21 protein-coding genes and 1 pseudogene are annotated in these 22,534 nt (G+C 60.4%); 5 read left to right on the top strand and 17 right to left on the bottom strand.

What is annotated here, in order from left to right; genetic code table 11:
• Nucleotides 1–94: 94 nt before the first annotated feature.
• The 13 genes from dtd to hutC all read right to left on the bottom strand — a co-directional run bounded on the left by dtd (nucleotide 95) and on the right by hutC (nucleotide 15,158).
• A complete protein-coding gene (dtd, locus tag JN524_RS15490) occupies nucleotides 95–532 on the bottom strand; it encodes a D-aminoacyl-tRNA deacylase (RefSeq protein ID WP_115985302.1) in 438 nt (145 codons plus the stop codon).
• Nucleotides 529–1,500, bottom strand: coding sequence for a prolyl aminopeptidase (gene pip / locus JN524_RS15485; RefSeq protein ID WP_003220824.1), 972 nt, complete (start codon nucleotides 1,498–1,500; stop codon nucleotides 529–531). The genes dtd and pip overlap by 4 nt, the downstream gene beginning before the upstream one ends.
• 216 nt (nucleotides 1,501–1,716) lie before the next feature.
• On the bottom strand, nucleotides 1,717–2,520 hold the full coding sequence (gene hutG / locus JN524_RS15480; RefSeq protein WP_202369897.1) for an N-formylglutamate deformylase: 804 nt from the start codon (nucleotides 2,518–2,520) through the stop codon (nucleotides 1,717–1,719).
• 10 nt (nucleotides 2,521–2,530) lie between these two features.
• Nucleotides 2,531–3,736 carry an imidazolonepropionase gene (gene hutI, locus JN524_RS15475; protein WP_202369896.1) on the bottom strand — a complete coding sequence of 402 codons (1,206 nt, stop codon included), beginning with the start codon at nucleotides 3,734–3,736 and terminating at the stop codon, nucleotides 2,531–2,533.
• A 245-nt stretch (nucleotides 3,737–3,981) separates the two neighbouring features.
• Nucleotides 3,982–5,514, bottom strand: a complete 1,533-nt coding sequence (hutH, locus tag JN524_RS15470) for a histidine ammonia-lyase (protein ID WP_202369895.1) — start codon at nucleotides 5,512–5,514, stop codon at nucleotides 3,982–3,984.
• Between the two features lie 115 nt (nucleotides 5,515–5,629).
• Nucleotides 5,630–7,153, bottom strand: coding sequence for a histidine ammonia-lyase (hutH, locus tag JN524_RS15465; protein ID WP_202369894.1), 1,524 nt, complete (start codon nucleotides 7,151–7,153; stop codon nucleotides 5,630–5,632).
• A 179-nt stretch (nucleotides 7,154–7,332) separates the two neighbouring features.
• Entirely contained in the window at nucleotides 7,333–8,163 is an 831-nt protein-coding gene (locus tag JN524_RS15460) for a quaternary amine ABC transporter ATP-binding protein (RefSeq protein ID WP_047601084.1), read from the bottom strand.
• Entirely contained in the window at nucleotides 8,160–9,011 is an 852-nt protein-coding gene (locus JN524_RS15455) for an ABC transporter permease (protein WP_007949591.1), read from the bottom strand. The genes JN524_RS15460 and JN524_RS15455 overlap by 4 nt, the downstream gene beginning before the upstream one ends.
• An 84-nt stretch (nucleotides 9,012–9,095) precedes the next feature.
• Complete coding sequence (locus JN524_RS15450) at nucleotides 9,096–10,064, bottom strand: ABC transporter substrate-binding protein (protein WP_007961756.1); 969 nt, start codon at nucleotides 10,062–10,064, stop codon at nucleotides 9,096–9,098.
• Between the two features lie 69 nt (nucleotides 10,065–10,133).
• Nucleotides 10,134–11,606, bottom strand: coding sequence for a purine-cytosine permease family protein (locus JN524_RS15445; RefSeq protein ID WP_202369893.1), 1,473 nt, complete (start codon nucleotides 11,604–11,606; stop codon nucleotides 10,134–10,136).
• 143 nt (nucleotides 11,607–11,749) lie between these two features.
• Nucleotides 11,750–13,447 (bottom strand): urocanate hydratase, encoded by a 1,698-nt coding sequence (gene hutU, locus JN524_RS15440; protein WP_027611281.1) that lies wholly within the window; start codon nucleotides 13,445–13,447, stop codon nucleotides 11,750–11,752.
• Between the two features lie 434 nt (nucleotides 13,448–13,881).
• The gene (locus JN524_RS15435; RefSeq protein ID WP_202369892.1) at nucleotides 13,882–14,451 is read right to left on the bottom strand and encodes a HutD/Ves family protein; all 570 of its coding nucleotides are present in this window, start codon (nucleotides 14,449–14,451) and stop codon (nucleotides 13,882–13,884) included.
• A complete protein-coding gene (gene hutC / locus JN524_RS15430; protein ID WP_162803449.1) occupies nucleotides 14,448–15,158 on the bottom strand; it encodes a histidine utilization repressor in 711 nt (236 codons plus the stop codon). Before hutC ends, JN524_RS15435 begins: the two co-directional genes overlap by 4 nt.
• 146 nt (nucleotides 15,159–15,304) lie before the next feature.
• On the opposite strand from hutC, the gene JN524_RS15425 reads away from it, so the two are divergent.
• Nucleotides 15,305–16,669 carry a formimidoylglutamate deiminase gene (locus JN524_RS15425; RefSeq protein WP_098966772.1) on the top strand — a complete coding sequence of 455 codons (1,365 nt, stop codon included), beginning with the start codon at nucleotides 15,305–15,307 and terminating at the stop codon, nucleotides 16,667–16,669.
• Between the two features lie 120 nt (nucleotides 16,670–16,789).
• On the opposite strand, the gene JN524_RS15420 is transcribed toward JN524_RS15425, so the two are convergent.
• Nucleotides 16,790–17,359, bottom strand: a complete 570-nt coding sequence (locus JN524_RS15420; protein ID WP_096794672.1) for a lipocalin family protein — start codon at nucleotides 17,357–17,359, stop codon at nucleotides 16,790–16,792.
• 31 nt (nucleotides 17,360–17,390) lie between these two features.
• Nucleotides 17,391–17,645 (bottom strand): hypothetical protein, encoded by a 255-nt coding sequence (locus JN524_RS15415; protein ID WP_003220802.1) that lies wholly within the window; start codon nucleotides 17,643–17,645, stop codon nucleotides 17,391–17,393.
• Nucleotides 17,646–17,927: 282 nt separating this feature from the next.
• Here JN524_RS15415 and JN524_RS27520 point away from each other — a divergent pair.
• The 4 genes and pseudogenes from JN524_RS27520 to JN524_RS15400 all read left to right on the top strand — a co-directional run.
• A pseudogene (locus JN524_RS27520) lies at nucleotides 17,928–18,962 on the top strand (cache domain-containing sensor histidine kinase); the annotation flags it as partial.
• A 93-nt stretch (nucleotides 18,963–19,055) separates the two neighbouring features.
• Nucleotides 19,056–19,820 carry a methyl-accepting chemotaxis protein gene (locus tag JN524_RS27515; RefSeq protein ID WP_371260421.1) on the top strand — a complete coding sequence of 255 codons (765 nt, stop codon included), beginning with the start codon at nucleotides 19,056–19,058 and terminating at the stop codon, nucleotides 19,818–19,820.
• Between the two features lie 204 nt (nucleotides 19,821–20,024).
• Complete coding sequence (locus tag JN524_RS15405; protein ID WP_047290864.1) at nucleotides 20,025–20,297, top strand: type II toxin-antitoxin system Phd/YefM family antitoxin; 273 nt, start codon at nucleotides 20,025–20,027, stop codon at nucleotides 20,295–20,297.
• Entirely contained in the window at nucleotides 20,294–20,626 is a 333-nt protein-coding gene (locus JN524_RS15400) for a type II toxin-antitoxin system RelE/ParE family toxin (protein WP_202369890.1), read from the top strand. The genes JN524_RS15405 and JN524_RS15400 overlap by 4 nt, the downstream gene beginning before the upstream one ends.
• A gap of 10 nt (nucleotides 20,627–20,636) precedes the next feature.
• Here JN524_RS15400 and JN524_RS15395 read toward each other — a convergent pair whose 3' ends face one another.
• Nucleotides 20,637–21,239 carry a DUF924 family protein gene (locus JN524_RS15395; RefSeq protein ID WP_202369889.1) on the bottom strand — a complete coding sequence of 201 codons (603 nt, stop codon included), beginning with the start codon at nucleotides 21,237–21,239 and terminating at the stop codon, nucleotides 20,637–20,639.
• Between the two features lie 3 nt (nucleotides 21,240–21,242).
• The gene (locus JN524_RS15390; RefSeq protein ID WP_007961744.1) at nucleotides 21,243–22,253 is read right to left on the bottom strand and encodes a class 1 fructose-bisphosphatase; all 1,011 of its coding nucleotides are present in this window, start codon (nucleotides 22,251–22,253) and stop codon (nucleotides 21,243–21,245) included.
• Nucleotides 22,254–22,534 lie beyond the last annotated feature (281 nt).

The following is a 22,534-nucleotide window of genomic DNA, read 5'->3' as shown; positions in this document are numbered from 1 at the left end:
CCCGCGTGACAACGCATCAGGGGCAACAAAGTATTTATCGCGAAAAACGCCTGTTTTCAGTCGAAAAGCCCTTGAAAAGCTGTTTCAAGCGCTTTCATGTCTGTAACAGGAAGGTTACCGGGCCATCGTTGACCAGGTGCACCTGCATATCCGCGCCGAATCTACCTGATGCCACAGTGCCATGCATCTGTTTCGCTTTGCTGAATAGATAGTCGAACAATTCCTCGCCCAATGCCGGAGGGGCCGCGGTCGAGAAACTCGGACGCAACCCGCTCTTGGTGTCGGCAGCCAGGGTGAACTGAGAGACCAGCAGCAACCCGCCACCTACATCCGCCAGGGACAGATTCATCTTGCCCTCGGCGTCACTGAATACCCGATAGTTAAGCAGCTTATGCAAAAGTTTGTCGGCACTGGTACGCGTGTCGTCGGGTTCGACCGCCACCAACACCAGCAAACCCTGATCCACCGCGCCGACTATCTCTCCCGCGACTTCGACCCGTGCACCGCGCACGCGCTGTAACAGCCCCTTCATGCTTCTTCGGGCGGCAGGTCGAGCAGGCGGCGGGCCATGTTGCTCGCGGCTCGCACCAGCGCATCGGTGATGCCCGGCTCGGAGGCGGCGTGACCGGCGTCGCGAATCACCTGCAGTTCGCTGTTCGGCCAGGCCTGATGCAGTTCCCAGGCGTTGTCCAGCGGGCAGATCACGTCGTAGCGACCGTGAATGATCACCCCCGGCAGGTGGGCGATCTTGCCCATGTCGCGGATCAGCTGATTTGGCTCGAGGAATGCGTTGTTGGTGAAGTAGTGACATTCGATCCGCGCGATCGACAGGGCGCGCTGCGGCTCGGAGAAACGGTCGACCACCAGCGGGTTCGGGCGCAGGGTCGCGGTGCGCCCTTCCCACGTCGACCAGGCCTTGGCCGCGTGCATCTGGGCGATCTGATCGTTACCGACCAGACGCTTGTGGAAAGCGCTGAGCAGATCGTCGCGCTCGTCCAGCGGGATTGGCGCGATGTAGTCCTGCCAGTAATCAGGAAACAGACGGCTGGCACCGGCCTGATAGAACCACTCGATTTCCTGCGGACGGCAGAGAAAGATCCCACGCAGGATCAGACCGTGTACGCGCTCCGGGTGGGTTTGCGCGTAGGCCAGCGCCAGGGTCGAACCCCACGAACCGCCGAACAGCACCCATTTATCGATGCCCAAGTGCTTGCGGATACGCTCTAGGTCGGCGACCAGATCCCAGGTGGTGTTGTTTTCCAGGCTCGCATGCGGGGTGGAGCGTCCGCAGCCGCGCTGGTCGAAGGTAACAATGCGATACAGATTCGGATCGAAATAGCGACGGCTCTGCGCGTCGCAACCGGCGCCTGGACCACCGTGGATGAACACCACCGGCAAGCCTTCCGGCGAACCGCTTTCGTCGACATACAGCGTGTGGGTGTCATCGACAGCCAGATCGTGCCGGGCGTGGGGTTTGATCTGCGGAAACAATGTCTGCATTGCGCGCTCCGTAAGGGGTCGAGGTCATCCCTGGGGGGACTTCTATTATTCTGCCGTCCGGCATCATAAACCCGATTTACGTCAATGAGCATGCTTCAGAACACGAATCAAACCTGCACCGCTGTAGGAGCTGCCGCAGGCTGCGATCTTTTGCTCTTGCCGTGAAAATTTAGGATCAATAGATCGCAGCCTTCGGCAGCTCCTACAGGAAGCAGGTCAGGCGCTGTAGTGAGACTTTGCCCAGGCCAGATAACCCTGGAGCAACTCCTTGAGCACCACCCGCGTCGGCTCCGCCAGATCGGCGCGGTAGCGGAACGGTTCGAACTCTTCCATGTAGGTGCTCTGGCACAGCTCCAGTTGCACGGCATGGATGTTCTCGGCCGGGTTGCCGTAATGGCGAGTGATGTGGCCGCCCTTGAAGCGGCCGTTGAGCACGTGGCTGTAATGATCGTGACGGGCGCAGATGGCTTCCAGTTGCGTCGCCAATTGTGGATCGCAACTGGCGCCATTGAAGGTGCCAAGGTTGAAATCCGGCAGTTTGCCGTCGAACAGGTGCGGAATGATCGAGCGGATCGAGTGCGCATCGAACAGCAGCGCATAGCCGAATTCAGCCTTCAGCCGTGCCAGCTCTTGCTGCAGGGTGCGGTGGTACGGTGTCCAGATCTGTTCCAGATAAGTTGCTCGTTCTGCTTTGGAGGGTTCCTGACCTTCGCGGAACAACGGAATGCCATCGAACAGCGTCGCCGGGTACAGGCCTGTGGTGGCGCCGGCGTACAACGGCTTGTCGTCAGACGGACGGTTCAAGTCGATGACGAACCGCGAATACTCGGCCGCCAGGGTGCTGGCGCCCAGCTCTTCGGCAAAATCGTAGAGCTGCGGAATGTGCCAGTCGGTGTCCGGCAGGCTTTTCGCGTCCGGTATCAGCCCGGCTTCGACCGCAGGCGTCAGGCGCACACCGGCATGCGGCATGCTGATCAGCAGCGGTACGCGACCTTGTTTGAAACTCAGAACCTTATCCACAACCGCTCTCCTACAGACTTGATTCGACGCCGTGACGCACGACGCGTTTGTCCAGATCACCACCGAGCCAATAGGCCAGATCCGCCGGACGATCGATGTGCCAGGCGACGAAATCCGCGACCTTGCCGACTTCCAGCGAACCGTGGGTATCAGCCATGCCCAGCGCTTGCGCGGCGTGAATGGTCGCGCCGGCCAGGGCTTCTTCCGGGGTCATGCGGAAGCAGGTGCAGGCCATGTTGAGCATCAGGCGCAACGACAGCGCCGGCGAGGTGCCGGGGTTGAGGTCACTGGCGATAGCGATCTTGACCTTGTGCTTGCGCAGGGCGTCCATCGGCGGCAGCTGGGTTTCGCGCAGGAAGTAGAACGCCCCCGGCAGCAACACCGCGACGGTGTCGGACTTGGCCATGGCGATGGCGTCGTCTTCGTCCATGAACTCCAGATGGTCGGCAGACAACGCGTGAAACCGCGCCGCCAGTCTGGAGCCATGCAGCGATGACAATTGCTCGGCGTGCAGCTTCACCGGCAGGCCGAGTTTTTGTGCGGTGACGAACACCCGCTCGACCTGCTCCGGCGAGAACGCCAGGTATTCGCAGAACGCGTCCACAGCATCGACCAGCCCTTCGGCGGCCAATGCCGGGAGCATCTCGGCGCAGATGTGCTCGATGTAGTCGTCAGCGCGATCCTTGTACTCCGGCGGCAGCGCGTGGGCGGCCAGACAGGTACTGCGCACGCTGATCGGCAGTTCAGCGGCGAGCCGGCGAATCACCCGCAGGATCTTGCGTTCGCTGGCCAGGTCCAGACCGTAGCCGGACTTTATCTCGACCGTAGTCACGCCGTCGCGCATCAGGCTTTTCAGACGCTTGGCGGCGCTGGCGAACAGCTCGTCTTCAGTCGCTTCACGGGTGGCGCGCACGGTGCTGGCAATGCCGCCGCCCTGCGCGGCAATCTCGGCATAGCTGACACCTTGCAGACGCTTCTCGAATTCGCCGCTGCGGTTGCCGCCGAACACCGTGTGGGTGTGGCAGTCGATCAGGCCCGGGGTCACCCACGCGCCTTGCAGATCGTTGACCGCCGGGTATTCGCCGGACGGCAGCAGATTGCGCGGACCGATCCACTCGATGTGCGCACCGGACGTCACAATGGCCGCATCCTCGATGATCGAGTAGACGCCCTGCGCCATGGTTGCGACGTGGCAGTGTTGCCAGAGGGTTTTCACTGTTGGCCTCCGTTGGAATTGGTTTGGTGGGGAGCCTTCAAAAGCCCCTCACCCTAGCCCTCTCCCGGAGGGAGAGGGGACTGACCGGGTTGTTCTGTCGAGATACATCGACCTGAGAATCTTGAGCCGAACTCCGGCTCTGAAAACAATGAAGATTGGCTCCCTTCCCCTTCTCCCCCTTGGGGGAGAGGGCTGGGGTGAGGGGGATCGATTTCAGCAACAACAAAACTCCCCCTGAAAAACACTTACAAACTAGGCAGCAATTTCGCCGGAACCAATTCGCTCAAGCAGCGCGAAGCCAACAACTCGGTCGCCGCATTGATGTCCGGCGCAAAGAAGCGGTCCTTCTCATAGAACGGCACTTCGCGCCGCAGAATCGCCCGCGCCTGTTCCAGCTTGGCCGAGGTCTTCAGACCGTTGCGCAGGTCCAGCCCCTGCACCGCCGCCAGCCATTCCACCGCGAGAATGCCGCGGGTGTTATCGGCCATTTCCCACAGGCGCTTGCCGGCGGCCGGAGCCATCGACACGTGGTCTTCCTGGTTGGCCGAGGTCGGCAGGCTGTCGACCGAATGCGGATGGGACAGTGCTTTGTTCTCGCTGGCCAGTGCGGCCGCGGTCACCTGGGCGATCATGAAACCGGAGTTGACGCCGCCATTGGCCACCAGGAACGGCGGCAGCTGCGACATGTGCTTGTCCATCATCAGCGAGATGCGGCGCTCGCTCAGCGAGCCGATTTCGGCGATGGCCAGGGCCATGTTGTCGGCGGCCATGGCCACCGGTTCGGCGTGGAAGTTACCGCCGGAAATCACATCGCCTTCAGCCGCGAACACCAACGGGTTGTCGGAGACGGCGTTGGCTTCGACGGCCAGCACTTCGGCGGCCTGACGGAACTGGGTCAGGCAGGCGCCCATGACTTGCGGCTGGCAACGCAGCGAGTACGGGTCCTGAACCTTTTCGCAGTTCTGGTGCGAATCGGAGACTTCGCTGCGCTCGCCCAGCAGATCACGGTAAGCGGCAGCGGCGTCGATCTGGCCTTTCTGGCCACGAGCGGCGTGAATACGTGCATCGAACGGCGAGCGCGAACCGAGCACCGCTTCCACCGTCAGACCGCCAATAGCCAGCGCGCCAGCAAACAGGTCTTCACCTTCAAACAGACCGCGCAGGGCAAATGCGGTGGACACCTGAGTACCGTTGAGCAGCGCCAGACCTTCTTTCGCCGCCAGGGTCAGCGGGGTCAGGCCGGCGACTTTCAGCGCTTCGGTGGCTTCCATCCACTCGCCCTTATAGCGCGCCTTGCCTTCGCCCAGCAGCACCAGCGACATGTGCGCCAGCGGCGCGAGGTCACCGGATGCACCCACCGAACCCTTGAGCGGAATATGCGGATAAACCTCGGCGTTGATCAGCGCGATCAGTGCGTCGATCACTACGCGACGGATGCCGGAGAAGCCTCGGCTGAGGCTATTGACCTTGAGCACCATGATCAGGCGCACCAGCTCATCGCTGATCGGCTGGCCGACGCCGGCGGCGTGCGACAGCACCAGCGAACGCTGCAGGTTTTCCAGGTCTTCGCTGGCAATGCGGGTCGACGCCAGCAGGCCGAAACCGGTGTTGATGCCGTAGGCGGTGCGGTTCTCGGCGAGGATCTGCTCGACGCAAGCGACGCTGGCCTCGATCTGCGCCGCAGCGCTGTTGTCGAGGGTCAACTTGACCGGTTGCTGATAGACGTCACGCAATTGGGCCAGGCTCAGTTGGCCGGGAATCAGGTTCAGCGCAGTCATTAAAATGCTCCTTTTGAACATTGTTATTAACTACCAGTCGCTCCGGAGCATTCCGTTATCCGTCGCTTCCCGTCTTGTGGACGATTAGCGCCTTGGCACGCTGGTATGGGTATTGTCAGTGCAGATTCGGTAATACGTTGTGCAGCGCATTCGGGTGTTTCAGAACGCTGGCGGCGGCGGCGATATCCGGCGCCAGCCAGCGATCCTGATCGTAGGCCGGGACGGTTTCCCGCAGCAGGCGCCACGCCCGGTCAGTGCCCGCGCCAAAGCGCTGCTCCTTGAGGAATTCAAAGGCCTGCGCCGCCAGCAGGTATTCGATGGCGAGGATCTGCGTGCAGTTTTCCAGGGCGCGGTGCAGCTTCAGCGCGGCGCTGGTGCCCATGCTCAGGTGGTCTTCCTGCAAGCCCGAGGTGACGTAGTTGTCGAGCACTGCCGGTTGCGCCAGCTGGCGGTTCTCGGCACACAGCGAAGCGGCGACGTATTGCACGATCATCATCCCGGAGTTCACCCCCGGATTGGCCACCAGAAACGCCGGCAGACCGCTGACGTGCGGGTTGACCAGACGATCGAGGCGGCGCTCGGCAATCGAGCCGATTTCAGCCATGGCAATCGCCAGCAGATCCGCCGCCATCGCCACTGACTGGCCGTGCGGGTTGGCCTGCGACATCACCCGGAAGTTGTCCGGCGTGCCCAGCAGCAACGGGTTGTCGGTGCAGCCGTTGAGTTCGGCTTCGACCTGTTTGATCGCATGTTCCAGTTGATCGCGCGCAGCGCCATGCACTTGCGGGATCGAGCGGATGCTCAGCGCATCCTGAGTGCGAATGCCTTTGCTCGTCGCGATCACTTCACTGCCATCGAGCAAGGCGCGCAGATTGCTACCGACCTGCTGCATGCCGGGGTGCGGCTTGAGCGCGATGATCTCGGCATCGAACGCGGCGATCTGCCCGCGCTGCGCTTCGAAACTCATGGCGCCGATCACATCGGCCCATTGCACCAGACGCGTCGCGTCGGCAATCGCCAGGCAACTGAGGCCGGTCATGCACGGCGTACCGTTGACCAGGCACAAACCGTCTTTCGCGCCGAGTTGCACCGGTTGCAGGCCTTCTTCGGCCAGCGCCTGTTGCGCCGAGATAATCTGCCCGCGATAGCTGACATTGCCCACGCCCAGCAGCGCGATGCCGATGTGCGCCATGTGCGTCAGGTAACCCACCGAACCTTGCGACGGAACCTGCGGGGTGATGCCGCGATTGAGCAGCGCCAGCAACGCTTCGACCACCCGCCGGTGAATGCCGGATTTGCCGTGGCTGTAGTTGTGGATTGCGGCGCAGATGATCGCGCGGGTCTGCTCATCAGGCAGCACCGGGCCGACGCCACAGGCGTGGCTGAGCAAGGTGTTGCGCGAGAGCTGGCTGAGTTGTTCGTCCTTCAGCGAAACGTTGGACAGACCACCCAGACCGGTGTTGACGCCATAGGCACGCTCGCCGCTTTCGACGATGCGCTGGACGATGCCCTGAGCGTTTTCGATGCGCGCCCAGGTCTCGCTCGACAGCTCCAAAGTGGCGCCGTGACGGGCGACGGCGACCACGTCCTGCCAACGCAGGGGGTTGCCGGTGATGATGATTTTTTCAGCCTGGGACATCTAAAACCTCATACCAATTCTTTGATACAAAACCTGTGGTGAGGGGATTTATCCCCGATGGGCTGCGCAACAGCCCCAAAACCTGCAGCCAGGATGTTTCAGGTGCACCGCATGCAATGTTTGGGGGCGGCTTCGCCACCCATCGGGGATAAATCCCCTCGCCACAAAGGCAATCCATTTCAGACTACTGCCGCCCGCCGCTGCACGAACCGGTCGACATACTCGTCCGCCGGCGAATGCAGGATCTCCCTTGGCGTGCCGACCTGAATCAGGCGGCCATCCTTGAGGATCGCGATGCGGTTGCCGATGCGCACGGCCTCGTCGAGGTCGTGGGTGATGAAGACGATGGTCTTGTGCAGGGTCTTTTGCAGCTCCAGCAACTGGTCCTGCATCTCGGCGCGGATCAGCGGATCGAGCGCACTGAACGCTTCGTCCATCAGAATGATGTCGGTGTCCGCCGCCAGTGCCCGGGCCAGGCCCACGCGCTGGCGCATGCCGCCGGAGAGCTGGTGCGGGTATTTGTTTTCGTAGCCTTTGAGGCCCACAGTGTTGATCCAGTGCAACGCGCGTTCAGCGCACAGTTGCTTGCTCTCGCCGCGCACTTTCAGGCCGTAGGCGACGTTCTCGATCACAGTCTTGTGCGGCAGCAGGCCGAAGCTCTGGAACACCATGCTGATCTTGTGCCGGCGAAATTCGCGCAGCGCTTCCATGTCGTATTGCAGGATGTCCACGCCATCGACCAGGATCGCGCCGCTGGTGGGATCGATCAGGCGATTGAAGTGGCGCACCAGGGTCGATTTGCCGGAGCCGGACAGGCCCATGATCACGAAGATCTCGCCAGTGCCGATGCTCAGCGACAGGTCGTTGACCCCGACCACGCAACCGGTTTCGTTCAGCACCTGATCCTTGGTCTTGCCCTGGCCGACCATCGCCAGTGCGTCCTTGGCGCGGTTGCCGAAAATCTTGAAGACGTTTTTGACTTCGATCTTGCTCACGGTTGCGTTATTCATTTGCTCACCTCATGCCGTGGCCGACCGTACGCCTGAGTAATACGGTCGATGACCACCGCGAGAATCACGATCGCCAGACCGGCTTCGAGGCCGCGTCCGACGTTGAGGGTCTGAATCCCCACCAGCACATCTTCACCCAAGCCACGGGCGCCGATCATCGAGGCGATCACCACCATTGACAGGGCCATCATGGTGGTCTGGTTAATCCCGGCCATGATGCTCGGCAGGGCCAGCGGCAGTTGCACGCCGAACAGTTGCTGCCAGCGGTTGGCACCGAAAGCGTTGATCGCTTCCATCACTTCCCCGTCGACCTGGCGGATGCCCAGATCGGTCAGGCGGATCAGCGGCGGCGCGGCGTAAATCACCGTGGCGAAAATCGCCGGGACCTTGCCCAGACCGAACAGCATCAGCACCGGAATCAGGTACACGAAACTTGGCATGGTCTGCATGATGTCGAGCAGCGGCATCAGCACCGAACGCAGGCGATTGCTGCGCGCCGAAAGGATCCCCAGCGGAATGCCGATCAGCACCGAAATGATCGTCGCGACCATCATCAGCGCCAGGGTCTGCATGAGTTTGTCCCACAGGCCGACAGCGCCCACCAGGAACAGCAGACCAACGATAACGGCGGTGGTCACGACTTTACGCGTGGCGTGCCAGGCGACCACGCCGACGATCGCCAGCATCAACCACCACGGCGCCGCTCGCAGCAGGCCTTCGAGGTTGACGATGGCCCACAGCAGCGTGTCCGAGATGTGGCGGAACACATCACCGTAGTTGGTGACCAGCGAATCGACCCAACCGTTGACCCAGTCGGCGATGGAAAAGGTAAAGCTTTCGGGAAACATAAGCGGCTCTCAATCAGAAATCTCAATCAAGCGATTTACGGCATATCTCCCGGCCAGCCTCACGGTTGACCGGGAGGTATCGACCTACAGCGCCGCGTCGATTTTCTTGGCTGCGTCGTCACTGACCCACGCGTGCCAGACCTCAGGATGTTCCTTGAGGAAGATTTTCGCCAGTTTTGGCGACTCGATACGTTCCTTCGCCATGCGTCCCAGGTTCTGGTTCAGCAGGTCGATCGGCAGGTTGACCTTTTCCAGCACCGCCACCAGTTCCGGCGCCTGCTCGTGGAAGGTTTTCGACAGGCCGACCTTGATGCTCACGCTCTTGTCGACGCCCGGTTTCTCTTCAAGCTTGACCGCGTCGATCTGGCCCATCAGCGGGGTTGGCGACCAGTAATAGAACAGGATCGGCTCGCCACGCTTGTAGCTCGACAGCACTGCCGCATCCAGGGCCGGGCCGGTGCCCGGGCGGAAATTGGTGTAGGTGTTTTCCAGGCCGTAGCTCTTGAGCATTTCGCTGTTGTCCAGCTCGCAGGTCCAGCCCGCCGGGCAGTTGTAGAAACGGCCCTTGGACGGCTCTTCGGCGTCTTTGAAAACAGCCGCGTACTTGCCCAGATCGGCGATGTTTTTCAGGTCCGGCGCTTTTGCCTCGATCTTGCGTTTGGCGTCGCCTTCGATCACGTAGCGTGGCACGTACCAGCCTTCGATAGCGCCGACGATCGGGGCGCCGACACCGACGACCTTGCCGGCCTTCTCGGCCTTGTTCCAGACTTCGCTGCGGCCGACCCATTCTTCGGCGAACACTTGAATGTCGTTGCTGCTCAGGGCGTTCTCCATGGTGATGGAGTTGCCCGGCAGGCTGTCGGTCTTGCAGTCGTAACCTTTCTCCAGCACCACTTGCAGCACGTCGGTCAGCAGCATGCCGCTTTCCCAGTTCAGACCGGCGAATTTCACCGGTTTACCGGACTCGCACCAACCGGCTGCCTGAGTGGCACCGGCACTGGCCAGCAGGCCCATGGACAACAGTGTGGTGAGCAGGGTCTTGTTCGATTTCATTGTTGCGACGCTCCTAATCATGAATTGGCTTACGGCAGTCAAGAGGCATCCAGCCCTGTCCACGTCCAATCAGGCCTGCGCCGCAGCGCGCCCGGCCCCACTTTTTTCAGGTGGTACAACGCTGTTCTGCTCGACCGGCAGAATCAGTTGATCAGGCACTGAGCCGTGCCATTTTTTTGCGCACACGTAATAGAGGGCAGCAGGCAGCACCAGACCGATGATCCAGGAGATATCCACATCACCGAGGGCGGCCACCAGCGGGCCGGTGTAGAACTTGGTGGAGATGAACGGCAGTTGCACCAGCACGCCGAACACATAGACGCTGATCCCGAGCAGGTTCCAGCGCCCGTAGCGACCGTTCGGATCGGCCAGCGCCGGCACGTCGTAGCGCTCGCGGGTGATGCAGTAGTAGTCGACCAGGTTGATCGCGCTCCATGGCGTGAAGAACGCCAGCAGGAACAGGATGAACGACTTGAACGCACCGAGGAACGAGTGCTGACCGAGCAAGGCGATCAGGGTGGCCGCGCCGACGATCACCAGCACGAACACCAGACGCTGCAGGCGTGAGACCGTCAGGTGGCCACGGAAGCCGCTGATGATGGTGGCGATGCACATGAAGCTGCCGTAGGAGTTCAGCGTCGAAATGGTCACCTTGCCGAACGCGATGCTGAAGTACAGCAGCGCCGCCGTGGCACCGGTGCCGCCCAGCCCGACGATGTAGGCCACTTCGTGACCGGCAAACTGGCCGTTGGCCGAAGCTGCCGCGAACACGCCGAGGACCATCGCCACCTGCGCGCCGATGACCGAACCGGCGCCAGCGGCAAAGAAGGTTTTCACCGAGGAAACCTTGCTCGGCAGGTAACGCGAATAGTCAGCCACATAAGGGCCGAACGCGATCTGCCAGGAGGCCGCGAGCGACACCGCCAGCAGGAAGCTGCTCCAGCTGAAGTGACGGATCTGCAACAGTGCGCCCACATCCACCTGGCTCAGCAGACGGCTGAACAGATACACGAAGGCGATCACGCCGATGACACTGGCAACCCGGCCGATCCAGTGGATCACCCGATAGCCAAGCACCGTGACCACTACGATGACACTGGCGAACAGCAGGATGCCGACGGTGTCGCTGACGCCAAACAACTGGCCCAGCGCCTGACCGGAAAGCACCGTACCGGTGGCGGTGAAACCCAGGTACATCAGGCACACCAGCACGATCGGGATCGCTGCACCGTAAACGCCAAATTGCACGCGGCTGGAAATCATCTGCGGCAGGCCCAGTTTCGGCCCTTGCGCCGCGTGCAGCGCCATCACGCCACCGCCCAGCAATTGACCGAGCAATAGACCAATCAACGACCAGAACACATCACCGCCCAGCACCACGGCCAGGGCCCCGGTGACAATCGCGGTGATTTGCAGATTCGCACCCATCCACAGGGTGAACTGGCTCAACAGACGACCGTGTCTTTCCGCTTCCGGGATGTAGTCGATCGAACGCCTTTCGATCAACGGTTTGTTGCCTGCACGATCGGGGGTTACAGCCATGATTCAACCTCTGTGGATTGTTATTCTGGGTTGGTTCCTACACCTGTAGGAGCTGTCGAGTGAAACGAGGCTGCGATCTCTTGACCTTAAAAAATCAACATCAAAAGATCGCAGCCTTCGGCAGCTCCTACAGGGCTATCGGTTTATTTACCGGTAATCATCGGCAGGTTCAGGCCCTGCTCCTTCGCACAATCGATGGCGATCTGGTAACCGGCATCGGCGTGACGCATGACACCGGTCGCCGGGTCGTTGTGCAGCACGCGCGCAATACGCTCGGCCGCTTCGTCAGTACCGTCGCAGACAATCACCATGCCCGAGTGCTGCGAGAAGCCCATGCCCACACCACCGCCGTGGTGCAGGGAAACCCAGGTCGCGCCGCTCGCGGTGTTCAGCAGGGCGTTGAGCAGTGGCCAGTCGGACACGGCGTCGGAACCGTCCTGCATCGATTCGGTTTCGCGGTTGGGGCTGGCGACCGAGCCGGAGTCGAGGTGGTCGCGACCGATCACGATCGGTGCCGACAGCTCGCCGCTGCGCACCATTTCGTTGAACGCCAGACCGAGCTTGGCGCGCAGGCCCAGACCGACCCAGCAGATACGTGCCGGCAGACCCTGGAAGCTGATGCGCTCGCGGGCCATGTCCAGCCAGTTGTGCAGGTGCGCGTCGTCCGGGATCAGTTCTTTGACTTTGGCGTCGGTCTTGTAGATGTCCTGCGGGTCACCCGACAGCGCCGCCCAGCGGAACGGACCGATGCCACGGCAGAACAGTGGGCGGATGTAGGCCGGTACAAAGCCTGGGAAGTCGAACGCGTTTTCCACGCCTTCTTCTTGCGCCATCTGACGGATGTTGTTGCCGTAGTCGAAGGTCGGAATGCCTTGTTTCTGGAAGTCCAGCATCGCTTTGACGTGGACGGCCATCGACTGCTTGGCGGCCTTGATCACAGCGGCCGGCTCGGTCTTGGCGCGGGCGCGGTATTCGTCCCAGGTCCAGCCAGCCGGCAGGTAGCCGTTGAGTGGGTCGTGGGCGCTGGTCTGGTCGGTGACCATGTCCGGGCGCACACCGCGCTTTACCAGTTCCGGCAGAATTTCTGCCGCGTTGCCCAGCAGCGCGATGGAAATCGCTTTGCCTTCGGCGGTGTATTTGGCGATGCGCGCCAGGGCGTCATCGAGATCTTTGGCCTGCTCGTCGACATAACGGCTTTTCAGGCGGAAATCGATGCTCACCTGCTGGCATTCGATGTTCAGCGAGCAGGCACCGGCCAGGGTAGCGGCCAGTGGCTGAGCACCGCCCATGCCACCCAGACCGGCGGTCAGCACCCACTTGCCTTTGAGGTTGTCGTTGTAGTGCTGGCGGCCGGCTTCAACGAAGGTTTCGTAGGTGCCCTGAACGATGCCTTGGCTGCCGATGTAGATCCAGCTGCCGGCGGTCATCTGGCCGTACATGGCCAGGCCTTTGGCGTCGAGTTCGTTGAAGTGTTCCCAGCTCGCCCAGTGCGGCACCAGGTTGGAGTTGGCGATCAGTACGCGCGGAGCGTTGCTGTGAGTCTTGAACACGCCAACCGGCTTGCCGGATTGCACCAGCAGGGTCTCGTCATCGTTCAGATTGGTCAGGCTCTCGACGATTTTGTCGTAGCACTCCCAGTTACGCGCCGCGCGACCGATGCCACCGTAGACCACCAGCTCTTTCGGATTCTCGGCCACTTCCGGATCGAGGTTGTTCATCAGCATGCGCAGCGGCGCTTCGGTCAGCCAGCTCTTGGCGGTCAGCTTGTTGCCGCGCGATGCACGGATTTCGACGTCACGTCTCTTTGTATAAACGGCAGTTGTAGGCTTATTGTCAGTCACGAAAAAGACTCCTCAGCGATCAATTCAAACCAACCCTGGCAGTGGGCAAGCAGCCTGCGCGCCTCAATGCGCGACAAGCGAATCAGTGGACGCTGCGGACTTATACGCATACGTCTTTACTTGTACATACAAGCATATGCAATCAAGCGGCCAACTTGCTGAAGGATCGCTCAGGAAAAATTGCGGACAGGGCCGCAGAGCGCCTGAGACAAGGGTTGCGGCGTGGATGAAAATTTTTGCGGGGAGGAATTGAGGATTCGGCGGATCGTTACGAACCCGTGGTTTTGCGCCACGCTGGGGCGTTCGGTAACAAGTTGGTGCGTGGGTTGGGAACACCCCAAAAGCAAAAGATCGCAGCCTTCGGCAGCTCCTACAGGGTGGACATCAATTCCACTGTAGGAGCTGCCGAAGGCTGCGATCTTTTAAGTTTTTAATCAGCGCGCAGTCAGCTCGATCACGCAGCACGCTGCATTCACCGCAACTTCAACCAGACCGGTGTTACCGTCCAGTTGCAGGCAATCATGGCGGCCGAGTTGCGCAGTGCTGTCACCGACCTGCACTTGCAGTAACTCATTGACACTGAACACCAGCACCGTCATCGCCGAGCTGAAAAACCGCTGCTCGCCTTCCAGCCACTGCAACCGCGCGCTGTAACGCTGTGGCGCGTAGATCAGGTTGAAGTCGCGGATCGCACCACCGAGCAAAGTGCAGGACACCTGGCTTTCGCCGCTGAACGCAAACGGATCCAGCGGTAACAATGGGCGTGTGTCATCACCATCGACGCACAGGGTCATGCCATCGCCCTGCAGCACCGTAATCACTCGCTGGTAACCAGCAAAAGTCGAGAACCCACCGGATTCGGCAATGTCGGCAATCGACAGGCGCCAGCCAAAACCATCCAGACCTGCACCGGCGTCACGGGTGATTTCCTCGGTGCTACCGCCGCCGTTTTTCCACGGCATGCGCGGGTAGCCTTCAGCGCGTAAAACCTTTACCTGACTCATTTATGAAAGCGTCCTTCCAGACGATGACGGGAACCTGGGTGAATCAAACGCGCGGCGGTCACCGGCTGACGCCCCGACCACGTGCGGCGACGGATCAGCAGGCAAGGCTCGCCTTTTTCGATCTGCAGCAACTTGCACTCGGACGGCTCGGCGAGGATCGCCTCGACGACGTGCTCGCCTTCGGTCAGTGGCGCGACCTGGTTGAGATAGGCGTAAGGGGTCTGCAGGGTGAAGTCCTGCTTGAGGTATTCCGGGGCGACCAGCGCGTTGACGAAACGGTCTTCGATTTGTACCGGAATGTCGTTTTCGTAATGCACGATCAGCGAGTGGAACACCTTCTGCCCTTCGCGCATGTCCAGCGCCAGCGCGCGCTCGGAGCCGGCGGCCTCTTCTTCGAGGGTGATCACCTGACAGGTGTGGCGATGTCCACGGGAGGCAATTTCATCAGCGATGTTGTGCACTTCGAACAACGCAGACTGGCTCTTCGGTTCAGCGACAAACGTGCCTACACCTTGCATGCGCACGAGCAGGCCGTCGGCGGTCATTTCGCGCAGCGCGCGGTTGATGGTCATGCGGCTGAAACCGAGCTGGCTGACCAGTTCGCTTTCCGATGGCACACGGTAGTGCGGTGGCCAGTTACCGCTGTCGATCTGCTGGGTGATCATCTGTTTGACGCGGGCGTACAAGGGCGCCGGACTGTCGCCCATATTCGCGGCCAACGGGGAGACTGGAGGCGGAGTCGGCACGGTTGATCCCTGTTCATTGGATGAAAGTTGCTAGCTTGCCGGAGTTTACCGGGCAGGCAAACGTCTGTATATGTATATACAAATAACACACGATGGGGTGCTGAACCATGTCCGCTTTCTTTGCCGAACGCGCGCTGCTGCCTAACGGATGGGCCAACAATGTACGTCTCGAGGTCAGCGCCGATGGCGTGCTGACCCAGATTCAGGCCGATTCCACTGCAGACGGCGCCGAACGGCTGAGCGGTCCGCTGCTGCCGGGCATGCCCAATCTGCACTCCCACGCCTTCCAGCGCGCGATGGCCGGGCTGGCGGAAGTAGCCGGTAATCCCAACGACAGTTTCTGGACCTGGCGTGACCTGATGTATCGCCTCGTCGGAAAAATCAGCCCCGAGCAACTCGGCGTTATCGCCCGTCAGCTGTACATCGAAATGCTCAAGGCCGGTTACACCTCGGTTGCTGAATTCCACTACGTGCACCACGACAACAACGGTCAGCCGTATGCCGATCCGGCCGAACTGGCACTGCGCATCAGTCAGGCAGCGAGCGAAAGCGGCATCGGTCTGACCCTGCTGCCAGTGCTCTACAGCCATTCCGGATTCGGCGGCCAGACGCCCAATGATGGGCAGCGCCGCTTCATCAACAGCACCGAAAATTACCTGAATCTGCAATCGCGCTTGCAGCCATTACTGGCTCAGCAAAAAGCGCAATCACTGGGTCTGTGCTTCCACTCGCTGCGCGCGGTCACTCCGCAGCAGATCAGCGAAGTGCTGGCCGCCAGCGACAAGCAGTGCCCGGTGCACATTCACATCGCCGAACAGCAGAAGGAAGTCGATGACTGCCTGAGCTGGAGCGGTCGCCGTCCGCTGCAATGGCTCTACGAAAATACCGAAGTCGATCAGCGCTGGTGCCTGGTTCACGCCACCCACGCCAACCCGGAAGAAGTCACGCTGATGGCGAAGAGTCGCGCCATCGCCGGCCTGTGCCTGACCACTGAAGCGAATCTGGGCGACGGGATTTTCCCGGCGGTGGATTTCCTCGCTCAGGGCGGCCGCATGGGCATCGGTTCCGACAGCCATGTGTCGCTCAGCGTGGTCGAGGAATTGCGTTGGCTGGAATACGGCCAGCGTCTGCGCGATCAGCGGCGTAACCGGTTGTATGGCGCGGATCAGCCGATGGTTGGGCGCACGCTGTATGACGCGGCGCTGGACGGCGGCGCCCAGGCTTTGGGACAGCCGATTGGTGCGCTGCAAGTCGGCAAGCGGGCGGACTGGATCGTGCTCGATGGCAATGATCCGTATCTGGCGACCGCCAGTGGTGACGGGATTTTGAATCGCTGGTTGTTCGCTGGTGGCGATCGCCAGGTGCGCGATGTGCTGGTCAATGGTCAGTGGGTGGTGCGCGATGGACGGCACGCGGGCGAAGAGGAAAGCGCACGCGCCTTCACCCAGGTTCTGCGCGAACTTTTAGGCTGACACAAAACAAAAATGTGGGAGAGAGCCTGCTCGCGAAAGCGGTGTATCAGCAACATTTTCGTTAACTGACACGCCCTCTTCGCGAGCAGGCTCGCTCCCACATTTGATTTGTGATGACCTTTAGTTCGAAGTCTTCGCCATCTGCCGATCCGACGCCCGCCAGATCAGTCGCGTAGTGTCGTAACCCTGCTGACGCGCCTTGCTCAGCAGCTCCTCGCGCACTACGCCATTGACCGTTGGCGTGCGCGACAGCAACCACATGTACTTGCGACTCGGATCGCCGACAATGGCGGTCTTGTAGTCGTCGCTGACGTACAACACCCAGTATTCGCCTTTCGCCACACCCGGAATCAAGCGCGAGAACCAAGTATCGAACTCGACCCACAACTTGTCGGTCTTGCCGGGTACCTGTGGATAAGCCTTGCCTTTGGCTTCTTCCCACTGCCAGTCGGAGGTCAGGCAGCGATTGAGCACATCGACATTGCCGTCCGGTCTGAGCGAGTAATGGGCTTCGGACTGCGCGCAGTTGCGCTGGAAGTACATCGGCAGGCGCGCCAGTTCATACCAGGTGCCCTGATAACGCTTGAGATTGACACTGTGAGCCGTCTTGGGCGCCAGCGGATCTTCACCGTGGGTGGCGCAGCCGGCCAGTACCAGGCCGGCAAAAAGGACGAACAATAACCGCTTCATTATTTTTCTCCCGTGGGCGCGTAGCCCCGGTTTACTTCAGGCCTTGGCCGGAAAACATCAGCACTTTGTCACCGGCGTACTGCACGCTGATAAAGCTGTTTTTGTCGCCCCAGGTGCAACTGGACATGCCGAGCGCACCCGAACAGTCGGTGGGTTTGCCGAGCAGCGTCTCAACCTCGGCCTTGGCCATGCCGGCCGAAAGCTTGGAATAGTTTTCCTGATTGACCTTGCTGCACGCGGCCAACAGCACGCAAAAAGTCAGAAGGGCGATAGATCGCAGCGACATGAAGTAACTCCTGGAGCGGAAGGGGGATGGCATGGTGCCAACCAGAAGCTTAGAAGAGAAAACCCTCATCTGGTTCCCTTCAGAAAGGGCTATTTATCGCTCCGCTCGTCTGGCATTTACCGGTAAATCAGACACTTTGTGCGGCTATTGAGCATTTCGTCGCATTTCATCAAAGACGCCTAATCTTTGGCGCGCGGCGGTCGAAATAAGAGCAGCGCAAAGCCCCCGAGTGTGGCAAATTGCCGCCCTTTCTCGACCAGCCCCTTCGCGGTAGTTCATTCGATGACCAGAAACATGAAATTCAGCCACAAGATCTTGTTGGCTGCCGCCCTCGTGGTGGCCGTTGCGTTCGCCTGTTTCATTTTGTTCAACGACTATCGACAACGCGAAGCCCTGAGCAGCAGCACCGAAGCCTCGATGCAGGAACTCGGCAGCCTGACCACCAGCAACATCCAGACCTGGCTGGAAAGCCGCATCCAGTTGCTGCAATCGCTGTCGCAGCAGGTCGCCGCCGACGGCAGCGCCCCGGCCAGCCTCAAGCGCATCATCGACCTGCCCGCCTACACCGGCAATTTCCAGCTCAGCTACTTCGGCGGCGCTGACGGCGTGATGTTCTCGGTACCCGCCGGCAATCGCGCGCCGGACTACGACCCGCGCGCCCGTGGCTGGTACAAGGCAGCCAACAGCGCCCAACAGACCATCGTCACCGAACCCTACATCGCCGCATCGTCGGGCAAACTGGTAATCACCGTCGCCACCCCGGTGCAACGTCAGGGCCAGATGATCGGTGTGGCCGGCGCGGATATCGACCTGACCAGCGTCAGCGCGATCATCAACTCGCTCAACTTTGGTGGCCACGGCCATGCGTTCATCGTAAGCGCCGATGGCAAGATTCTGATTCACCCGGACAGCAAACTGGTCCTGAAAACCCTCGCCGAGGCTTATCCAAACGGCGCACCGAAAGTCAGCCCGGGCCTGAAAGAAGTCGAATTCGACGGCAAGACTCAACTGATCTCCTTCACCCGCGTTAACGGCGTGCCATCGGCCGACTGGTACGTGGCGCTGGTGCTGGACAAAGACACCGCGTTCTCGATGCTCAGCGAATTCCGCACCTCGGCGCTGATCGCCATGGTGATCGCGGTGGTGATCATCATCGCCCTGCTCGGCATGCTGATCCGCGTGCTGATGCAACCGCTGCTGACCATGGGCCGCGCCATGCACGACATCGCCGAAGGTGAAGGCGACCTGACCAAGCGTCTGGTGATCCACGGCCATGATGAATTCGGCGCGCTTGGCCTGTCGTTCAACCGCTTCGTCGAGCGTATTCACACCTCGATCCGCGAAGTGTCCTCGGCCACCGGCCAGGTCAACGAAGTCGCCCTGCGAGTGGTCGCCGCATCGAATTCGTCGATGTACAACTCTGATCAGCAGGCCAGCCGCACCAACAGCGTGGCCGCGGCGATCAACCAGCTCGGCGCCGCCGCTCAGGAAATCGCCCAGAACGCCGCCCTCGCCTCGCAGCACTCCAGTGATGCGCGCAGCCTGGCGGTCGACGGCCAGCAGGTTGTGGATAAAACCATCCACGCGATGCAGCAGTTGTCGGCAAAAATCAGCGACTCCTGCGGCAACATCGAAACCCTCAACAGCAACACGGTGAACATCGGGCAGATTCTGGAAGTGATCACCAGCATCTCGCAACAGACCAACCTGCTGGCGCTAAACGCTGCCATCGAAGCGGCCCGCGCCGGAGAGGCTGGCCGTGGTTTCGCCGTGGTCGCTGACGAGGTGCGCAACCTCGCCCACCGCACTCAGGATTCGGCGCAGCAAGTGCAGAAGATGATCGAAGAACTGCAAGTCGGCGCGCGTCAGGCCGTAAGCATCATGACCGAGAGCCAGCGCGAGAGCGAAAGCAGCGTCGGCATCGCCAACCAGGCCGGCGAACGCCTGGGCAGCGTGACCCAGCGCATCGGCGAGATCGACGGCATGAACCAGTCGGTGGCTACTGCGACTGAGGAACAGACGGCTGTGGTCGAGTCGATCAACGTCGACATCAACGAGATCAACACGCTGAACCAGGAAGGTGTGGAGAACCTGCAGGCAACCTTGCGTGCGTGCTCGGATCTGGAGCAGCAGGCGGCGCGATTGAAGCAGCTGGTGGGCAGCTTCAGGATCTGAGGCGCGGCCACTGGAGTCTTCGCGAGCAAGCCCGCTCCCACAGGTTTTTGTGAACGACACAGATCCCCTTTGGGAGGCTGCCTGCTGGCGATGACGGCGTTAGCGACGATTGAATTTTGAGTTGAAATACGCTGGTCAGCTCGCAATGACGCTGGACTGAATTAAGACTAAACTCAGTCCTGTTCAATTTGGCGAGACTCAACCATGAAGCTTTCATCGCAAATCAAACCGATCAGCTACCTCAAAAGTCATACAGCGGAGATCGTCAAGTCGATCACTGAAAGCCGTGAGCCATTGGTCATCACCCAAAATGGTGAAGCCAAGCTTGTAGTTATGGACGTGAAAAGCTTTGAGGAGCAAGAAGACACGATGGCTTTGCTGAAGCTATTGGCAATGGGCAATCGGGAGATTGAGGAAGGCAAGTATCGAGACGCTGAGGATGTTTTCGCGGACTTGGACAGGGCCGACCATCAATGAGTTTAAAGGTCGTTATTCTTCAGTCCGCACAGACAGATCTCAAAGAACTCCGTACCTACCTTATCAAACAGTTCTCGAGTCAGACGTGGCAGAGTACCTACGCTGATCTCAAGACCGCCATTCTTGGTCTCGCAGACCTTCCTTATTCCGGTTCAATCCCCGAGGAAGTCGAGAAGCTCAACCTTGGTCAATACCGACAAATCATTTCCGGGATGAACCGAGTCATTTATGAAGTCAGAGAAAAAACCGTCTTCGTTCATATCATTGTCGACTCAAGAAAAAGCCTGCCTTCACTTTTGATGAAGAGGCTGTTGAACGGCAATCCTTGAACTCAACAAATCAGAACCGTGACCCAGGCTGACTGAGAAACGCCAACTCCTCCGCCGTAGACTCCCGTCCCAACACCGCATTGCGATGCGGAAACCTTCCAAACCGCGCAATCACTTTCCGATGCCGCTCGGCATAGTCCAGATTGTCGGCAAACACCGCCCGCTCGCTTTCCGGCTGCTCAGCCACCAGATCGATAAAGCGCGAAACGGCTTCGTTCTGCACCGCGAGGTTTTCGCAGTGTTCGAACACCAGATAAATGAATACCCGCTGAATCGGCTTCAGTTGCCGGTCGAAGTCCGCTGCAATGCCCTGCGCGACAAGTTTCTGCGCACGCAGATCACCCGAGAATGCTTTGGGCGTGTCGCGAAAGATCATGCGCGGCAGTTGATCAAGCAGAAGCACCAGCGCCAGCCAACCTTCGGGACGTTGCGTCCACTCGGTCAATTCGCCAGCGAGGGCCTGATCGACAAAGACCCCGAAACGCTCACGCGCTTCGAGGTCTTGGCTGTCTTTCTTGCCGAACCACAACTTGCCCTTGTCAGCCGCAATCTCGTCCGGTGATTCGCTTTGTCCGAACCACCAATCGAGCAACGGCTGCCAGGGCGCGGTCATGGCTTATTCCTTGTGGTAAGCCGTGGCGCGGGCGACTTCTTCTTTCGAGCCGAGGAACACCGCTACGCGCTGGTGCAGGCCTTCCGGCTGAATGTCGAGGATGCGCTGGTGGCCGTCAGTGGACGCGCCGCCGGCCTGTTCCACCAGGAACGACATCGGGTTGGCTTCGTACATCAGACGCAGTTTGCCGGGCTTGGATGGCTCACGGCTGTCGCGTGGGTACATGAACAGACCGCCACGGGTCAGGATACGGTGCACATCGGCCACCATCGCGGCGACCCAGCGCATGTTGTAGTTCTTCTTCAGCGGGCCTTCTTCGCCGGCCAGCAGTTCGCTGACGTAGCGTTGCACCGGGGCTTCCCAGTGGCGCTGGTTGGACATGTTGATCGCGAATTCCTGGGTGGTTTCAGGAATGGTGATGTCTTCGTGGGTCAGTACGAAGCTGCCCATTTCGCGGTCCAGGGTGAAGCCTTTGACGCCGTCGCCCAGAGTCAGCACCAGCATGGTCTGCGGGCCGTAGATCGCGTAACCGGCGGCAACCTGCTGGGTGCCTGGCTGCAGGAAGGCTTTTTCGTTCAGCGGCTCGTTCTGGCTCAGGTATTCGTTCGGGCAACGCAGTACCGAGAAGATGGTGCCGACCGGAGCGTTGATGTCGATGTTCGACGAGCCGTCCAGTGGGTCGAATACCAGCAGGTAGGCGCCTTTCGGGTATTTGCCCGGGATCTGGTAGGCATTGTCCATTTCTTCGGACGCCATGCCGGCCAGGTGACCGCCCCATTCGTTGGCTTCGAGCAGGATCTCGTTCGACAGCACGTCGAGCTTCTTCTGCACTTCGCCTTGGACGTTTTCAGTGCCCATGCTGCCCAGAACACCACCCAGGGCGCCTTTGGACACGGCGTGGCTGATCTCTTTGCAGGCACGCGCCACCACTTCGATCAGGAAGCGCAGATCGGCAGGAGTGTTATTGCTGCGGGTCTGCTCAATCAAATAGCGACTCAGGGTAACGCGGGACATGGACGGCTCCGGTGGAATGGGGGGCTAAAAACCCGCGCAGTTTACAGGGAGTCTGAAAACGTAGCGAGCGATGACGCCCGGTAACGTGCATTGGGGCGCAATTGCTTGTATCAGACGTGAACGGGTCGAGAGAGTTCAGGCACCGGATTGAGCGTAGTTCGAAACGGGACGGGTGGTGCATGCGCAACCGCGACCGATCTGAAATTCTCGTTGGCCGATCAGCCGCCTTCGCGAGCAAGCCCGCTCCCACAGTTGACCGAGTAGCCCTGCTGGACGCGATC

The organism is Pseudomonas sp. MWU318 (assembly GCF_016756945.1).
In the GTDB taxonomy this organism is placed as follows: domain Bacteria; phylum Pseudomonadota; class Gammaproteobacteria; order Pseudomonadales; family Pseudomonadaceae; genus Aquipseudomonas; species Aquipseudomonas putida_A.
This window is presented reverse-complemented; position numbering and strand designations above follow the sequence as displayed.

Bases quoted from the DNA above. Each gene is read 5' to 3' on its own strand.
- dtd (WP_115985302.1), bottom strand. From the start codon at position 532: ATGAAGGGGCTGTTACAGCGCGTGCGCGGTGCACGGGTCGAAGTCGCG.
- pip (WP_003220824.1), bottom strand. From the start codon at position 1,500: ATGCAGACATTGTTTCCGCAGATCAAACCCCACGCCCGGCACGATCTG.
- hutH (WP_202369895.1), bottom strand. From the start codon at position 5,514: ATGACTGCGCTGAACCTGATTCCCGGCCAACTGAGCCTGGCCCAATTG.
- hutH (WP_202369894.1), bottom strand. From the start codon at position 7,153: ATGTCCCAGGCTGAAAAAATCATCATCACCGGCAACCCCCTGCGTTGG.
- JN524_RS15460 (WP_047601084.1), bottom strand. From the start codon at position 8,163: ATGAATAACGCAACCGTGAGCAAGATCGAAGTCAAAAACGTCTTCAAG.
- JN524_RS15455 (WP_007949591.1), bottom strand. From the start codon at position 9,011: ATGTTTCCCGAAAGCTTTACCTTTTCCATCGCCGACTGGGTCAACGGT.
- JN524_RS15450 (WP_007961756.1), bottom strand. From the start codon at position 10,064: ATGAAATCGAACAAGACCCTGCTCACCACACTGTTGTCCATGGGCCTG.
- JN524_RS15445 (WP_202369893.1), bottom strand. From the start codon at position 11,606: ATGGCTGTAACCCCCGATCGTGCAGGCAACAAACCGTTGATCGAAAGG.
- JN524_RS15435 (WP_202369892.1), bottom strand. From the start codon at position 14,451: ATGAGTCAGGTAAAGGTTTTACGCGCTGAAGGCTACCCGCGCATGCCG.
- hutC (WP_162803449.1), bottom strand. From the start codon at position 15,158: ATGGGCGACAGTCCGGCGCCCTTGTACGCCCGCGTCAAACAGATGATC.
- JN524_RS15425 (WP_098966772.1), top strand. From the start codon at position 15,305: ATGTCCGCTTTCTTTGCCGAACGCGCGCTGCTGCCTAACGGATGGGCC.
- JN524_RS15420 (WP_096794672.1), bottom strand. From the start codon at position 17,359: ATGAAGCGGTTATTGTTCGTCCTTTTTGCCGGCCTGGTACTGGCCGGC.
- JN524_RS15415 (WP_003220802.1), bottom strand. From the start codon at position 17,645: ATGTCGCTGCGATCTATCGCCCTTCTGACTTTTTGCGTGCTGTTGGCC.
- JN524_RS27515 (WP_371260421.1), top strand. From the start codon at position 19,056: ATGTACAACTCTGATCAGCAGGCCAGCCGCACCAACAGCGTGGCCGCG.
- JN524_RS15405 (WP_047290864.1), top strand. From the start codon at position 20,025: ATGAAGCTTTCATCGCAAATCAAACCGATCAGCTACCTCAAAAGTCAT.
- JN524_RS15400 (WP_202369890.1), top strand. From the start codon at position 20,294: ATGAGTTTAAAGGTCGTTATTCTTCAGTCCGCACAGACAGATCTCAAA.
- JN524_RS15395 (WP_202369889.1), bottom strand. From the start codon at position 21,239: ATGACCGCGCCCTGGCAGCCGTTGCTCGATTGGTGGTTCGGACAAAGC.
- JN524_RS15390 (WP_007961744.1), bottom strand. From the start codon at position 22,253: ATGTCCCGCGTTACCCTGAGTCGCTATTTGATTGAGCAGACCCGCAGC.